This window comes from Brevibacillus migulae (assembly GCF_004521915.1).
In the GTDB taxonomy this organism is placed as follows: Bacteria; Bacillota; Bacilli; order Brevibacillales; family Brevibacillaceae; genus Brevibacillus_F; species Brevibacillus_F migulae.
Map to the genome: position 1 here is coordinate 111,906 of NZ_SDKD01000008.1, position 15,477 is coordinate 127,382.

The following is a 15,477-nucleotide window of genomic DNA, read 5'->3' on the forward strand; positions in this document are numbered from 1 at the left end:
GCCCATTATGTCGTGAGTTGATGGTACAGGGCAAGCGTTTTTTCGGCCATTTGCTCGATGGTAAAGGTATTCTCCACGAGTCTCAAGGCTTCCTGCGTCATTTTCTCACAAAGCTGCGGATCGAACGCCAGCCTTTTCATCGCCTGTGCCAAAAGCTCACTGTTTGCAGGCTCGACCAGCAATCCCGTGCTGTTCGGTTTGACAAACTCCTTGACCCCGCCTACATTAGTGGCAGCCACAGGGACGCCGGCAGCCATCGCTTCGATGATCGTATAGCCAAGGCCTTCATAAATGGAGGAGTGGACGAAAGCATCGAAAGCATGCAGACAAGCAGGGATGTCACGGCGAAATCCGGCAAAGGTGACATGCTGCTCGATCTGCAGGGAGCGGGCCAGCTGCTGCAGCGGCTCGCGTTCCGGGCCGTCACCGACAAGCACAAGGCGATACTTTTTCTCTGAAGCCGCCTCATCCTGTCGGAAATTGGAAAAAGCCTCCAGCAAATAAGACAGCCCTTTTACCGGAACCAAGCGGGCTACGCAGCCGAACACATACTCATCATCCGTGATACCCCATTCCGCGTGCAGGCTCGCTCGCTGCTGCCCCTGATCCTCGGTCCGGCGAAACGGCTCGATATCGAGACCGTTGTAGATGACGCTGATGGAACGGGCAGGAATCCCGTCCTTTTGCAAAATTTCTCCGAGCGCACCGCTGACGGCAATATGGTGGCTGTTCCAGGGGCGTGTCGAACGCTCCATCAAGGAAACAATCGTGTAGGCAAGCGGATTGACATAATCGAAGCGCAAATTGCTGTGCACGGTGGTGAGCAGCGCTTGGCAGATCCCGCGCGCGGCGATGCGCGAAAAGAAATTGGCTTTCACGCCGTGTGTATGGATAATATCCGGCTTATAGTCAAAAAACGTCCGTTTCAGACCCGAGAAAAGGCGCAGGTCAAAACGTCCGTATTGGTCTAATGTTATCACTTGAATCCCCGCTTTGCGCAATTGCTCGGCAAATGCGGAGTCATAAAAACAGACAACGGCTGCTTCTACCTTCTCTTTCGGAAAGGCTGAAAGCAAATTGAGAATATGCTGTTCGGCGCCGCCATATTCCCCTCCACCGATGACGTGGAGGATGCGTAATTTCTTCATTGTGATCCACCCGTACCTTTCCAAGCAAAACCATTTTCACTATAGCAGATGGATAGTAGATTCGCAATAACACTAGACTTATGGTATCTTTAGGATTGATATTCGTCAGATAAGGAAGGAATTGCGAAATGAACTCTAGACCCAACGTGATGATCGTTGCTTATATATTTCCCCCAATCGGCGGCGGCGGTGTGCCTCGCCCTCTGAAAATGGCCAAATATCTCGGGGAATTTGGCTGGGGGGTTCATGTGTTGACCGCTGATCCTGCTTATCATGCCACGCTCGACCAGTCGCTCTTGGCGCAGCTGCCAAACGACGTCGCCATTCATCGGGCAAAAGAGTTTTCGCTCCTGCAAAGATCAGCTGCAGCTGCTGCCGGGCCAGCCACTGCACAAGCAGGAGGACCATCGCCTAGGCCATCGTTTGCCACAAAGGCAAAGCGCGCCATCATCTCGATGCTGAAAAAAGTAAAGCCTTATCTAATGATACCAGATGATCAGATTCTCTGGTATCCCGAAGCGGTGAAGCGCGGACGTGAGGTCATGAAAACGGCGAAGATCGACGTCATTTTCTCTACCTCCGGACCTGTGACCAATCATCTGGTGGCACAGAAGCTGGCGGAAGAGTTCGGCTGCCGCTGGATTGCTGATTTCCGCGATCCGTGGACGCAAAACATGCACCGCAGCGGGATTGCATGGAGGGAGCGTCTGGAAGAGCGGATGGAGGCGCGGGTGATGAGCAAGGCAGATGCGATCACAACGGTAACGGCTACCTTTGCTGAGAACTTCCGGAAGAAATATGGGGAGCGGATCAAGCGGATGGAGCTGATTTACAATGGCTTCGACCAGGCCGATTTTCGCGAGCTGGCGCCTGCTGAAGTACCGGAAGCAAATGGAAAGCTCCACGGTGTCTATGCCGGCATTCTCTATCAGAAGCGAAATCCGCGGCTGCTGCTGCGGGCGATCCGGGAGCTGATCGACGAAGGAAAAGTGGCGCAGGACGATTTGCTGCTCACGTTTGCGGGGGTTTTTGATTATCCGGGCTATTCGGAAAATGCGGACTGTGTCAAAGAACTGAATCTGGAATCAATCGTCCGCATCGTCGGCAACCTGCCGCATAAGGAAGCTTTGCAGCTAATGAAGGCAGCTGATTTTCAGCTCCTGATCGGGGATGTTTCTGCGGATGCAGGGGCTTACATACCCGGGAAGCTGTATGAATACATGGGGATCGGGAAGCCCATCCTCGCACTGAATATGGCGGGAGAGGCCACCGAGATCATTCAGCGCTTTGAGCTCGGACAAGTTGCCAACCCAACGGACAAGCTCGAGATCAAGGAAGCCTTTTACCGATTGTATCAGGATTGGAAGGCGAAGCAGTCTGTCGCTGATGATGGTAGCGTAAGCCGATCCGCAGATTTCTTTGATCGGGTAAAGCCATATGAAAGAAGAGAGCAAGCGCGTCAGCTGGCGCATCTGATGGATGAATTGGTCCAGCGGGCGTATCAACAGCAACAACTGGGTGAATCATAATAAAAAGGCAACTGCAGCAACGGACGTGTATGGAGTGTCCGAGAATGCATTTGCCCTTTTTTCATTCCAAAGCTTGTGATAAATCGGCGATAATATCTTTCACATCTTCAATCCCCACGGACAGCCGGATGAGCCCATCGGTGATTCCCATTTTTCTGCGTTCCTCCATAGGCACGATCGAGTGCGTCATGGAAGCGGGATGCTGGATGAGTGTCTCCACATCGCCAAGACTGACGGCCAGCTTGCAGAGCTGCAGGCGGTTCATCATCTGAATCCCAGCAGCCATACCGCCTTTCAACTCAAAGCTGATGAGACCGCCGAATCCGTCCATCTGCCGCTTGGCCAGCTCATGCTGAGGAAAAGAAGGCAGGCCTGGGTAATAAACAGATTGGACTCGCGGATGGTTGGCGAGGAATTCGGCTACCAGCTGCGCATTTTCACAATGCTTTTGCATGCGGATCCCTAACGTTTTCAATCCGCGGATCAACAGATAAGCATCAAAGGGGGAGAGGACACCGCCAATATCCTTGAGCGCCGTCATGCGCAGCTGATCGATCAGATCCTTGGCTCCGGCTGCCACACCCGCAATTACATCTCCGTGACCGCCAATATACTTGGTCGCGCTGTGCAATACGAGATCGCAGCCCAGCTCTAACGGTCGCTGCAAATACGGGGAAAGGAAGGTGTTGTCGACGACGGTGGTAATTCTCCTGGCTTTGGCCGCACGAGCGATCATGGCAAGATCGACGAGCTCCATGGTGGGATTGATCGGCGTTTCCACATAAATGATGCGTGTATTTGGCCGGATGGAGGAGAGCAGAGAGGATTCATCGGTCAGGTCTGCTAACGAATGGTCAATCTGAAATTGCCGCTTCAGCATGGTTAGCAGGCCGAACGTACAGCCGTACAGCCCTTTGGAGCAAAGGATGTGATCGCCGCTATGCAAAAGCCCAAGCAGGATAGCAGAGACAGCAGCCATGCCCGATGAGAAGGCCAGTGCAGCCTCAGCCTTTTCCAAGGCCGCGATTTTTTGCTCCAGGACAGTGAGAGTAGGATTCCCCAGCCGTGTATAGACGTAGCCATTTTCCGCCCCTGCGAAACGTGCTCCACCTGCTTCAGCAGTCGGGAACACAAAAGTGGAGCTTTGGTATATGGGTGTTGTCAAAGAGCCCGTAATGGGATCAAGCTGGTCACCCGCATGAACGGCGATGGTCTGAAAGCCATGCTGTTGGTCAGGAATCTTCTTTTCCATAAGATCACCCCCTACAGTTTATGTAAGCGGATTCATAAAGTGACCTGTCGGCAGCCTCTACTTGTACGTATAGAGCAAAAAAGCCTAACCACCATGGAGTGGTTAGGCTTCTTGCTTGCAAGCAAGAGAGTCTTAATACAACAAATACTTCTCGACTTCTTCCGGGTCCTTGATCTTGATGCCGGGATCGTTGTATTTATAGAAGCTGAACAAAATCTGCTGGTCCATGTAGCCCCCATCCGGGAACGGCAGGATGATCCAGGTTTCATATTGATAGAAACGTTGATCCTCTTTCCCGACCCAGACGGTCATCTTCACAGTAGAGTTATCCAGGATCTTCTGCATGTCGGGGCGTCCGGCCAGCTGTTGACGCAATGGCTCAAACAGCTCGCTTTTGCTCATGGACAGCCATTCCGTTACATTCATCTTGATCTGGAAGGGGATGCATTCCACTCCATAGATCTTATTGTCGCCGACTTTAACCTGCTCGGCGCGATCCATTAGCGGAAGTATGTCCTCAAAGCCGTGCATGACGTCAAAGGGGAGCGGATCCTCCTGTGCGGTAATCCAAGCGTCTCCAACACGAACGTAGCGCTTGCCGTCAATCTGGTAATACTGATACGTCTGACGAGCGATACGTGCGTCCACGTTGTAGCCGTCCGGTTTGACAACCGCGCCCTCAAACATACTCGTGGTCGTACGGGAGAGCAGTGTATTTTTGACATGGCCCTTGTACCAAAACTTTTGCGACTTCGGATCGGTCTTCGCCTTCTGAATGGCCGCTTCCAGCATCGCACGTCCCGATGCCGTCTGCTCGACCTTTCCCTGGTCCGCAGGCTTGGCAGCAGCAGCGGTCTCCAGCGCAAACTGCTTTGGCCCCGATTCATAAGTGCAGCCTCCTAAGAGCAGCATCAGTGCCATAAGAGAGAGAACGCCTCTTCTTTTCGCGATCTTATTCATGGCGGAACCTCCTTACTACACCATAGCCGAACAGCCCGATAAAGAGGATGCTGACGATCGGCAATACGGGAATGTCATGCTGTTTCAGGACGAGCAAGCGATGAGAGTCATAGCTTGTGGCAATGATTTCGTTTTCCTGATCCCCGTCCACATCACCCAGTTGGATGTTCATGAGCGGCAGATAAACGCGCCACTGCTGCTCCAATCCTTCATTCGTGTACGTAAATCCGCTCAAATATCGCAGCGGATGGCTGCTGACCCAGCTTTTTGCTTGGGCGACGATTTGCTTTCCTTCCTCATGGCCCACTTGATCAAAGGCGCTGAAACGGAAGCTTTCATCATGTTCACCGCTTCTCCAGAGGATTTGCCATTTCCCCTCAGGGGCAGGCTTCAAGATATAAGAAGGCGTACCGCCGATTAACAGCTCATCCACACCATCCTGGTCTATATCGGCCGGGATGTAATCGGAATTGGCCAGCGAGATCTGGTCCTTGGTCAGCGAATAGGCTTCAGTCAACGTTCCGTTTCCGTCTGGCGTGTAAATGCTGATACGATCGCCTTGCGTAATCAGTCCTTCCTCACCATTCGGGAGATGGATCGTGCCCAACAGCTTTGTTGCCAGTGATGGTGCCACGAAGCCTTTGCCATCATACGAGCCTTCGATCAGTCCAGCGCCAATCGAGACGTTTTGGTACTTGGAATCTTTGGCAAAAGAAGCTTGCACGTCCATCAAGCCATGTTTTTGCTGTAGCAAAAAGTCAATGTTAGCCAGATCCAAAAGCAGCGCCCGATATGGAGCTGTACCTACCTGGAGCATCCCTTCCGCATAGCTTTGACGCTGCACATTCGGGACAAGCTGGCCATCCTTCATGGTGTAGTAGGGGAAGCCCGGGAAGTCTGCAGGCATTTTTTGCTGAATCTGGGCAAGCGCCTCAGCACTCAGCTGTTCATTATTCAGCCGGGTCAGCTGCCCATCCTTCCAGCTAAAGACATAGAGCGCGATATCCTCTGCTTGCAGAGGAAGCAGCTTTTCTGCCAAAGCCTTGCGTTCCGCTTCGGTTTCCGGCTTTTTGGTTTCTTCATCTTCGGACTTTACTTCTTTACTGCCGTAGGTGACGATCTCCTGCTTGCCGTCGCCGTCGACATCGACGAGCGTGATCGGGAAGTAATCCACCCAATCGCCGCTGTACAGCCGGTCCGTTTCATATTTCACATAGAAATGATTCAATACGGACAAATTGTCACGGTTGAAGCTGACGTTGACCAGCACTGCGATCAGAACCAGCGCTAGAATCGCATTGGCACGCAGCTTGCCGTACCATTTTGCCAAAATCGCCACGACCAGAATCGCGACCAGACCGCCTACAATCACCGCCACTGGAGATTTCACATCCAGTCTTGTCAACGCGCGGTCCAGCAGCAGAAAGCCAAGGCTAAACACGATCACCTGCCTGCGCTCGCTTGGATGGATCACATAGTAAGCGAGAAGCAGAACCGGGATAAAAAGTACCAGCGCGATCCAGGATAGATCAAGGAACGCGACCTGCACGAGCAGGTGATAGATCAGAAACAGGGCAAGGGCGTATAAAGCCCACCACAACGTTTGCATTCGAAATAGTTGTCGCATGGCATTCACCTTTCGGATGATTTACAGCGATTGCTTCGCCTGGGATTGATCGGCGAGCAGGCCAGTCAGGAAGCCGCCAAACAACCAAAAGTACAGAGCCATAAACGGCACTTCAAAGATGTTTTCCACGAAATTGTGCAGCACGACAGCAAACATGCCGCAAGCCAGTCCAAGAATCAGGAAGAAATGAGGTGTCCGTTTTGCCTTGGCGGCCAGCTTATACGCATAGCGGATGACGGTAAGCATCAGGGCGAACAGCATGCCGACGCCGATGAGCCCCAGCTCCGCGAGACTCTTGAAGAAATAGCTGTCCGTGTAGGTCGTCCCGAAATGACGATCGGCAACCGCGCCACCGTGATGTCCCGGGCTGGCTCCGAACAACGGTTCTACGCGCATTTGGTTGTACGCATCGAACCAGCGTTTGATCCGACCATCCTGGATGCTCTTTTCGAAATACTCCGCCGTAAACAGGGTAGCGATCCGGTCTTTCACCGAACCAATCACCGGCAAGTCTGGCATGAAGGCCATCGCTACGATACCAATGATCGCTGCGAGCAGCAGGTACATCGCGACCTTGCGTTTCCAGGCCAGGCAACCGATGAAGACGGCAAATGCAAAAGCAAACCAGGCCCCGCGTGATGCGGTAAAGACGAGGGCAGCCAGCGTGATGAGCGCGATACCTCCCCAGATCAGCTGTTCCCTGCGATTCTTACTGTTAAGCAGCAAGCCCATCGCAACGGGTACGATCATGGCCATATAGCTGCCCAGGACGTTCGGGCTCGTCACGATCGAGAAAGCTCTCGTCTTGGTGGCTTCACCCGCGTTCACCCAAGCGCCGGATGTCTCCACACCCAGAGCGACCTGGCCAACTCCGATCAGCCCTACCACGAAGCCGACCACGGCAAGGACTTTGATAAAGCGTTCAAACTGGGAGCCTTGTTGAATCAGATAAAATCCGATGAAGAAAGCCAGAATGTACTGGTAAATCGCCCGAAAGCCTTCCACGCTAGCTTCCCAATTGGTCATATCCGTTACCGTGAATGCTACCCCAAGCACAAAGAAAGCGAGCATCGTGTGCTTGATGCCGGGCATTTTCCGCATCCCTTTGAAATAGGCCACAAAAGTAAAAAGCAAAAGCAGCAAAAGCAGTCCATCGTCCCATAGCGAGGAAACGACGGGAATCGGCAGAATGTTTCGCAACACGTAGTCAATGATTGGGTATCCCAACAGCACATACAGCCAGGTGTCGGAGCGGGAAGCCCAATTGCGCAGCGTTTGTCCCATCAAGGTACGTCCTCCTGTGAATAAGTTCAACTTTACTATTATAATGAATCAATCATTGATGTAGCAAGAAACATGGTCCCTGGGAGAAAAGATTGGTAGAAAGCATAGAATTGGGCTATGATTACTGATAGGTTTTCACCGAGAGATAACAAAGTAGGAGAACGGTTTGCATGAATTTACTGAAAACAGCTTCCTTAATTGTATTGATGACCTTAGTCGGCCGCTTGCTCGGCTTTTTTCGCAATGTGTATGTCTCCAATCTGTACGGGACGGGGATGGAGGCAGACGCATTCGGTATCGCTTCTACTATTCCGTTGACCTTGTTTCTCGTCATACCGGGTGCAATCAACGCAGTGCTGATCCCTACGATGCGCGGACTGTTGGATAAAACCGATCACAGACGGGCTGGCGAGCTTTACCATAAAACACTCAGTGCCATCGTGCTTGTTTTCGCAGCGCTATCCATAGCGGGTGTGGTCTTTTCCACGCAAATCGCCATGCTGTTTGGCACGACGGGCGAGAAGCTGCTGCTGACCGCGGAGCTGCTCCGTTGGATGTGGCCGGCTGCGCTGTTCATTGGCTTGACAGGTCTATGGTCAAGCGTCTGTAATGCGCACCAGCACTTTTTTACACCAACCCTTGGCACGGTAGCCAATGGTGCCTTGGTACTGATCGCGATGTATCTGTTGGTGCCGTCCTACGGGGTGACCGGACTTGCGATGGCTACGACGATCGGCTATATCGCGGCGGCGCTGACCATGCTCCCTACGTTAAGACGATTTGGGTATTTGCACCGTTTCGCTTTTTCTTGGAAAAACGACGAAGAGATGAAAAGCATGGGGGAGCGTGTCATTCCGATCCTGATCGGTGCGGTCATCGCCCAGGCGACTACGTTTCTGGAACGAGGCTTCGCCGGAGCGCTGGGGGACGGGAAAATCGCCGCGCTGATGTATGCCAACACCATCGTCCAGCTGCCGATGGCGGTCTTTGTCGGGGCTTTTACGCTGCCGCTTTTCCCGCTCATGTCCAGCTATGTGAAGCGGGGAGAAATGGGCTTGATGAAAACCACCCTGCAAAAAGGGATGGCCTACCTATGGATTCTGCTGCTACCCGTCACACTCGGGCTCATCTTGTATGCGGAGCCACTGATTACGTTGATTTATAAACGCGGGGAGTTTGGCGACACGGCTGTTGTGTGGACGGCCTGGGGCATGATTTTTTACAGCATCGGACTTTATGCGCTTGCCGGTCGCGACCTGCTGACCCGTGCTTTTTATGCGCTGGAAAATACAAAGACTCCCGTCATCATCGGAGCGGTAGGGATCGTCGTCTATCTGGCTGTTTCCTGGCTGACGATCCCTTGGCTTGACCACGGCGGCCTGGCGTTCAGCGCCTCCGTGTCTGCCGCAGCTCAGCTCTTGCTGCTTTTTATTTGCCTGTGGCGAAAAATCGGCAATCCGATTGCCGCGAGCTTTGCCGCAACCGTTTGGAAGGCGACAGTGGCGGCCGGTCTCATGTCTGCATTCATCTATTTGGCGGATCCGTGGCTGTCCGTTCTCCCGCTGTGGCTTTATCTTGCTGTCGGGATCATTGTCTCTGCGGTGATTTACGGGGGAGTCCTGCTCTTGCTGCGTGAACCGCTCGTAAAAGAAGTGATCGGCAAATTGCTGAAACGCTCTGCTGGCACGCAAAGGGTGTGACGAGTTACTAGCGTGTAACTCCAGACAGCGGAAACTCGCGAATGGCGTAGCGGAATTTGCCCGAAGCGCTGGGGGGGATCTGGTCCACATAGGAAACATCGATGGTCACATCGTCACCGAGTGACTTGCGAATGCTGGCCAAAAACATTTCTTCCTCTACAGGATCGTATTTCTCCGGGTGCTTCACCAGCTTGAGGGAGACGTGGTCAGGCGCATGCTGGATGATTTGAAAGGTGTAAAAGCTTTCCAGATTGCGCATGATGTGATTAAAGTAATGACCGTGCACATAATGGCCGTGTCGTGAAAGAAACATATCATCCTCTCGACCGTCGATCTGATCCAGCACCGGATAGGAGATCCCGCAGGTGCAAGGCTCTGCCGCCAGCTGGACGATATCGCCGAGTTCATAGCGCAGCCTGGGCATGACATAGTTGTGCAGATCCGTGACCAAGAGCAGTCCTGGCTTTCCTGGAGGGACGGGCTCCTTGGTGATCGGATCTACAATTTCCATATAATAGTTATCCGTAAATGCGTGCATACGGCCTGCGGGACATTCATACGCAATGATCCCGCCGTCGCGCGCACCGTATTCATTGACAACCGGAGCACCGAATGCCTTTTCCATGCTTTCCCGTTGGAAAGGTTGGAGGCTCTCCGCAGTAGAGACGATCGCTTTTAGCGGGATGCCCAAGGTTTCCTTTTTTTGCAAGATCAGCTCGGCAAAAAGATGCAGGGCCGAGGCGTAACCATACAAGTAGGTGGGGGAAAACGAGCGGATCAGACGCAAGTAGGCAGGAATCTGTGACTCCCGCAGCTCATAGGCGGAAAGCAGCAGCCGATTTTTCAGGAAACGCTCCTTCCAGCGAAATGCGCGCGACTGCTGTTGGTTCAATTCCAACGGATTGCCCCAGATCATCACGCATGGATCCCCAATCCCGATATTGTGCCAAGACAAACCGAGCCAGCGTGCAGCTTCATAGCGCTCCACCGTGGCGCGGTCCAGATAAAAACGGGTAGGCTCGCCCGTAGAACCGCCCGTACGGTTCGGAATGAGTGTTGCAGGAGGTACATCCGGCGCCAAATAGCGATCGCTGGTCTCGCGGAAGCTTTTTTTCGTCAGGATGGGCAGCTGCCTCAATCGTTCGGCTGGCTGCGACAAATCCTCAGAAAACTCACTTCGATAATCCTGATAGGCGGGTATTTGCGCAGTGGCATGCTGCAGCAGATTCCGAAGCTTATCAGCTTGTCGGTTGGCCAGCTGCTCGTTCGTCAGATGCTGGGCATCTTGCAATTCACGGATATAGGTGCGGGTCCGGTTGCCTTTCCACCTTTCCATTAAGGGCCAATGAACATGGCGAATCATGTATTTCGTCAGGGGCATGGGGTGAAAACACCTCTTTCCGGGAAAAATAGGGAGTTTGTTCACCCATTATTCCTGCCGAAAGCACTTGCTATACCTGCTTGCATGCTTTAAGGTGGGAGTGGAGCATTTTCACCTGATCAAGAATGGTAGAAGTGATAAGGAGAATAGATAGATGGTAAAGAAAAGTCATTTTCTCGGAGGAGCCATCATTTTGGCTGTGGCGGGCATCTTGTCCAAGGCAATCGGGATGTTTTACCGGATTCCCTTGCAGGAGATTGTGGGAAATAATGGGCTTGGACTCTATCAAGAGGTGTATCCGCTCTACCTCACCTTTTTAATCCTCGCGACAGCAGGCATTCCGGTGGCATTGTCGCGGATGATTGCGGAGGCATTGGCGGAAGGAAAGCAAGGGGAGATCAATCAAATTCTCGCCCGCAGCATGGCCTTGATGGGGACGATCGGATTATTCCTGTTTGCGATTCTGTACCTAAGCTCTCCGCTCATTGCCTGGATGATGGGCAATCCGCATCTGGTAGAGCCGATCAGGGCGATATCGCTGTCCCTGTTATTTGTGCCGATCATCGCGGTGCTGCGCGGCTATTTTTACGGACATCAAAATATGGTGTTCGTGGGATTGTCACAGGTCGTGGAACAGACATTGCGGGTCGCTTTCATCCTGATTGCTTCGCTTTACCTCGTGTCATTAGGAGAAGATACCGACAATGTGATCACGGGAGTCAACTTTGGTACCATGATCAGTACGCTGCTGAGCCTGGGCTTTCTCGTACTGCTTCTCTGGTGGCACCGACGGAAGCAATCCGCGCCATCCGCGGAGGAGGCTCGGGGGAGCTGGCGCAGCCGTGAGTGGTGGGGCGACCGTTCCTTTTACTTGACAATGTGGCGGATCGCTTGGCCGATTTGCATCAGTGCACTGGTCATCCCGATATTCAGCCTGGTGGATTCGTTTTTGGCCATTAATATTTTCCGCTATGTCTGGCATGTGGACGGGATTACAGCAGACAGCTGGTTTGGCATCTACAGCCGTGGGGGCCCGCTGCTGCAGCTTGCCAGCCTGTTCGGCGCTTCGATCGCGCTGTCCATCGTACCGGCCATTGCCGAGGCGCGTCGCTTGGGAGATACGAATAAGGTAAGCACGCTGATCCGACTGTCTTACCGATTTGCCTGGCTAATCGGCTTGCCTGCCGGATTGGGCTTGACCGCTGTGGCGGAAGGGGCCAATCTCGCCTTGTATGGAGACATAGACGGTACGAGGGCGATGGCGATACTCGGAGTCAGTGCCGTCCCGCTTTCTTTGCTGCTGGCTACAAACGGAATCTTGCAGGGGTTAGGGCATGAAAAAATTCCGGCCAAGCATTTGCTTTGGGGCGTAGCCGCCAAAATTGTAACGACGCTGCTCTTTGCCTCCGTGTTGGGAATTGACGGGCTGTCGATTTCGTGGCTGTGCGCGACGGCGGTCGTGTGCTTGTTAAACATGAAGGTCATTGCCAGATTGGTACAGGTGGAAGTGAAAAAACGCTTTGATTTGACCCTGCCATTGATAGCAGCCAACAGCATGCTGCTGCTGGCTTGGGGAGCGATGGAAGTCATCCACTACCTCGTCTCGTCCCATCTGAGTGCGCGTTTGCTTGGGGCCGTAGAGACGGTCGTGGGGGTAGCGGTAGGGCTAGCCATTTATCTGGGCGCGATCCTGCTTATTCCGCTGATTGAGGAAAAGGAGTTCGAATGGATTCCCGGCGGTGCTTACTTGCGAACGATTCGTTCAAAGCTGCGTAGAACACCGGAGTCTGGTGAATACAATCCTGCTGTGAAACGGGAAAACCGTTGATCGATTACGATCAACGGTTTTTTTGCATTTTGCGAAAGCATCGGCAATGGCAAGGGACGCGGTTCGATACATATTCAGGTAAGAAGTGGAAAACATAAAACAAGGATGAAATTGCCTTTCGAATCAGCTTTCGGATATTACCAAACATAGGAGATTGAACTGATGACGGTTCTTTCCACCAATCAATTATGGTGCCTTGTACTTCTTTTCCAGATTGGGAGTAATGTGGTTTTCGGCTTTGGATCCGGAGCCAAGCAGGATGCGTGGATTGCGGCCGGCATCAGTTGTCTGCTGGGGTGTGGACTTATCGTACTCTATGCAAAAATTTGCGAATGGGGCGATCGGAACAACTGGGTGGAGCTGCTGGAAGCTCTATTGGGCAGAGTCGCTGGGAAAGCGATCGGCATGATTTATATCGTCAGTTTTATCTATGTTGCAGGGAGGGTATTGCGTGATTTTGGCGAGTTGATCGCTACCTATATCTTGCCGAAGACACCGATCGGCGTCACCATGTTCCTCTTTTTGTTTCTCGTAGTGTATGCGGCCGGCGTGGGAGTGGAAAGGATGGCTCGTCTGGCAGAGCTATGTATTCCCATTGTCCTTGTTTATCTGCTCATTTTGTTAATACTCATCCTGTTTTCGGAAACGATGGAGCTTCAGTGGCTTTTTCCCGTAGCGTCCGATTGGAAAGCAATCGGCACGACCGTTTTTCCTTTGGGTGTAACAGTTCCTTATGGTGAATCCATTGTATTTACCATGCTGTATGCGTTTGTTGGCTCCCCGCGTATGTATCGAAACACCATGCTTTTCGCTTCGGCCAGCTCCGGCTTGTTGCTGATCATACTCGATTTCTTGGCTATTTTGACATTGGGGCCAGAATTATTCGGCCGTACGCTCTATCCGCTGCTGGTTTCATTCCAGTTGATCAGCCTTGCCGACTTTATCGAAAATGTGGATCCATTGGTTGTCACGATCTTTTTATTCGGGGGGTTATTTAAAATCCTCATCTTTTTCTATGGGGCCTGCACCGCGATCACATCGCAATGGCGGCTCCGGGATCATCGCAGCATCGTATTGCCTGTCGCCATCCTCGTGTGGCTGCTAGCCTTTTACATGACTGACAACATTTCAAGCCATGTTTTCGTTGGATTACAGTGGGTCCCCTGGGTATTGTGGGTCCCGTTGTTTATCATGATTCCGTTGCTGCTGTTGCCCATTGCCTGGTGGAAAAGAAAGGGGCGTGACCAATCAGATGGAAAAAGTGACCCTGGAACAAATTCTGCATAGCCAGCAAATGTTTGTGGAAAGGCTCAAGGAGGATCTGGGATCTCCTCCTGATTTGGTTGTCCGTTCAGTAGGAAGCTTTATATTGCTCTATATAAACGGGATGGTTGATCTGTTGAGGCTGGAAGAAGAACTGATCGGGCCATTGTCCAAGGCAAATCAGCTGAATGTAAACAGCGTCAATATCGGAGGGATGCGGCAAGCGACGGAATACAAGCAGGTCGTGCAAGCGTTGGTGAGCGGTTTTGTCGTGATGGCATCGGATTCCAGCAAGAAAGTATTGTTGGCCAATCTGGTTTCCACTCCTCATCGGGGAGTAGAAGAACCGCAGACGGAAGCCGTCATCAGAGGGCCCAGAGAAGGTTTTTCCGAGCTGTTGGAAATCAACATGGCGTTGATCCGCAGGCGCTTGAAAAGTGATAAGCTGCGGATGAAGTACTGGCATATCGGTACGGAGAGCAGGACTGAGGTGCGGCTTTTGTATTTGCAGGGCATCGCCCAGAACGAGATTGTGGAAGAGGTCTCACGCCGAATTTCCAATATCCGCATCGATGGCGTACTGGAGAGCAATTACATCGAGGAGATGATCCGCGATCACCCTGTCAATTTGCTGCCAACCGTCCAGTATACCGAAAGACCGGATGCAGTGGTCTCCGCACTTTTGGAGGGGAAAGTGGCGGTTGTGGTGGATAATTCACCGATGGTATTGATCCTGCCGATGCAATTTTGGTCCGCTTTTCAATCAAGCGAGGATTACTATTCGGGTTTCATTTATGCGACTTTCGTACGGCTCATCCGAGCAATCTTTGTCGTGATTGCGCTTGTGCTGCCCTCCCTGTATGTGGCCATTACTACTTTTCATCAAGAGATGCTTCCGACGAATTTGTTGTTTTCCGTGGCAGCTGCCCGTGAAGCCACTCCTTTTCCCGCTTTGATCGAAGCGTTGATGATGGAGATTACCTTTGAAGCGCTGCGGGAGGCTGGGGTGCGTCTGCCCCGCCCGGTTGGACAAGCGGTCAGCATCGTAGGTGCGCTTGTTATCGGAGAGGCTGCGGTCCAAGCGGGAATCGTCTCGGCACCCATGGTGATTGTGGTCTCCGTTACCGGGATCGCTTCTTTTACGATTCCTCGGTTCAACATGAGCTTTGCCATCCGCATTTTACGGTTCCCTTTGATCATTTTGGCGGGAACCTTGGGATTGTATGGCATCGTGTTTGGTTTGATGGCCCTCGTGATCAATATGACGGGGATTCGCTCGGTGGGTGTTCCCTATATGACTCCGCTTGCTCCGCTTACAATCACCGGTTTGAAGGACCTGGTAATTCGTGCTCCGATCTGGAAAATGAACAAAAGGCCTGCCCAATTGGTCAAGGACAATCAAATTCGGGTCCCGTATAATCAACCTCCGATGGAAGAACAACCGTTTGATTTTTATCGCCTCCCTTTTGCAGAAACAGAAAGTGCGGATATGCAGAAGTAAGAAG

11 protein-coding genes are annotated in these 15,477 nt (G+C 52.4%); 5 read left to right on the plus strand and 6 right to left on the minus strand.

Features of this window, described 5'->3' with window-relative positions:
* Positions 1 to 5 precede the first annotated feature (5 nt).
* Positions 6 to 1,148 carry a glycosyltransferase gene (locus EIZ37_RS11330; RefSeq protein WP_134684718.1) on the minus strand — a complete coding sequence of 381 codons (1,143 nt, stop codon included), beginning with the start codon at positions 1,146 to 1,148 and terminating at the stop codon, positions 6 to 8.
* Between the two features lie 128 nt (positions 1,149 to 1,276).
* Between EIZ37_RS11330 and EIZ37_RS11335 the strand changes: the two genes are divergently transcribed.
* Positions 1,277 to 2,677 carry a glycosyltransferase family 4 protein gene (locus tag EIZ37_RS11335; protein ID WP_134684719.1) on the plus strand — a complete coding sequence of 467 codons (1,401 nt, stop codon included), beginning with the start codon at positions 1,277 to 1,279 and terminating at the stop codon, positions 2,675 to 2,677.
* A 61-nt stretch (positions 2,678 to 2,738) separates the two neighbouring features.
* Here EIZ37_RS11335 and megL read toward each other — a convergent pair whose 3' ends face one another.
* The 4 genes from megL to EIZ37_RS11355 form a co-directional block, all read right to left on the minus strand.
* Positions 2,739 to 3,929 (minus strand): methionine gamma-lyase, encoded by a 1,191-nt coding sequence (gene megL / locus EIZ37_RS11340; protein ID WP_134684720.1) that lies wholly within the window; start codon positions 3,927 to 3,929, stop codon positions 2,739 to 2,741.
* Between the two features lie 132 nt (positions 3,930 to 4,061).
* Positions 4,062 to 4,889 (minus strand): hypothetical protein, encoded by an 828-nt coding sequence (locus EIZ37_RS11345; protein WP_134684721.1) that lies wholly within the window; start codon positions 4,887 to 4,889, stop codon positions 4,062 to 4,064.
* Positions 4,882 to 6,516 (minus strand): hypothetical protein, encoded by a 1,635-nt coding sequence (locus tag EIZ37_RS11350; RefSeq protein ID WP_134684722.1) that lies wholly within the window; start codon positions 6,514 to 6,516, stop codon positions 4,882 to 4,884. The genes EIZ37_RS11345 and EIZ37_RS11350 overlap by 8 nt, the downstream gene beginning before the upstream one ends.
* Positions 6,517 to 6,537: 21 nt before the next feature.
* The gene (locus EIZ37_RS11355; protein WP_134684823.1) at positions 6,538 to 7,800 is read right to left on the minus strand and encodes an O-antigen ligase family protein; all 1,263 of its coding nucleotides are present in this window, start codon (positions 7,798 to 7,800) and stop codon (positions 6,538 to 6,540) included.
* Between the two features lie 170 nt (positions 7,801 to 7,970).
* Between EIZ37_RS11355 and murJ the strand changes: the two genes are divergently transcribed.
* Positions 7,971 to 9,500, plus strand: coding sequence for a murein biosynthesis integral membrane protein MurJ (gene murJ / locus EIZ37_RS11360; RefSeq protein ID WP_134684723.1), 1,530 nt, complete (start codon positions 7,971 to 7,973; stop codon positions 9,498 to 9,500).
* A 7-nt stretch (positions 9,501 to 9,507) separates the two neighbouring features.
* Here murJ and EIZ37_RS11365 read toward each other — a convergent pair whose 3' ends face one another.
* Positions 9,508 to 10,881: a phenylacetate--CoA ligase family protein gene (locus EIZ37_RS11365; protein WP_134684724.1), complete on the minus strand. Its 1,374-nt coding sequence runs from the start codon at positions 10,879 to 10,881 to the stop codon at positions 9,508 to 9,510.
* Positions 10,882 to 11,035: 154 nt separating this feature from the next.
* On the opposite strand from EIZ37_RS11365, the gene EIZ37_RS11370 reads away from it, so the two are divergent.
* The 3 genes from EIZ37_RS11370 to EIZ37_RS11380 all read left to right on the plus strand — a co-directional run bounded on the left by EIZ37_RS11370 (position 11,036) and on the right by EIZ37_RS11380 (position 15,473).
* The gene (locus tag EIZ37_RS11370) at positions 11,036 to 12,709 is read left to right on the plus strand and encodes a putative polysaccharide biosynthesis protein (RefSeq protein ID WP_134684725.1); all 1,674 of its coding nucleotides are present in this window, start codon (positions 11,036 to 11,038) and stop codon (positions 12,707 to 12,709) included.
* A gap of 162 nt (positions 12,710 to 12,871) precedes the next feature.
* On the plus strand, positions 12,872 to 13,996 hold the full coding sequence (locus tag EIZ37_RS11375) for a GerAB/ArcD/ProY family transporter (protein ID WP_134684726.1): 1,125 nt from the start codon (positions 12,872 to 12,874) through the stop codon (positions 13,994 to 13,996).
* The gene (locus EIZ37_RS11380; protein ID WP_134684727.1) at positions 13,962 to 15,473 is read left to right on the plus strand and encodes a spore germination protein; all 1,512 of its coding nucleotides are present in this window, start codon (positions 13,962 to 13,964) and stop codon (positions 15,471 to 15,473) included. Before EIZ37_RS11375 ends, EIZ37_RS11380 begins: the two co-directional genes overlap by 35 nt.
* Positions 15,474 to 15,477: the final 4 nt, after the last annotated feature.

Coding starts and splice junctions, on each gene's coding strand:
- EIZ37_RS11350 (WP_134684722.1), bottom strand. CDS start 6,516: ATGCGACAACTATTTCGAATGCAAACGTTGTGGTGGGCTTTATACGCC.
- EIZ37_RS11380 (WP_134684727.1), top strand. CDS start 13,962: ATGGAAAAAGTGACCCTGGAACAAATTCTGCATAGCCAGCAAATGTTT.
- EIZ37_RS11365 (WP_134684724.1), bottom strand. CDS start 10,881: ATGCCCCTGACGAAATACATGATTCGCCATGTTCATTGGCCCTTAATG.
- murJ (WP_134684723.1), top strand. CDS start 7,971: ATGAATTTACTGAAAACAGCTTCCTTAATTGTATTGATGACCTTAGTC.
- EIZ37_RS11345 (WP_134684721.1), bottom strand. CDS start 4,889: ATGAATAAGATCGCGAAAAGAAGAGGCGTTCTCTCTCTTATGGCACTG.
- EIZ37_RS11335 (WP_134684719.1), top strand. CDS start 1,277: ATGAACTCTAGACCCAACGTGATGATCGTTGCTTATATATTTCCCCCA.
- EIZ37_RS11375 (WP_134684726.1), top strand. CDS start 12,872: ATGACGGTTCTTTCCACCAATCAATTATGGTGCCTTGTACTTCTTTTC.
- megL (WP_134684720.1), bottom strand. CDS start 3,929: ATGGAAAAGAAGATTCCTGACCAACAGCATGGCTTTCAGACCATCGCC.
- EIZ37_RS11355 (WP_134684823.1), bottom strand. CDS start 7,800: ATGGGACAAACGCTGCGCAATTGGGCTTCCCGCTCCGACACCTGGCTG.
- EIZ37_RS11370 (WP_134684725.1), top strand. CDS start 11,036: ATGGTAAAGAAAAGTCATTTTCTCGGAGGAGCCATCATTTTGGCTGTG.
- EIZ37_RS11330 (WP_134684718.1), bottom strand. CDS start 1,148: ATGAAGAAATTACGCATCCTCCACGTCATCGGTGGAGGGGAATATGGC.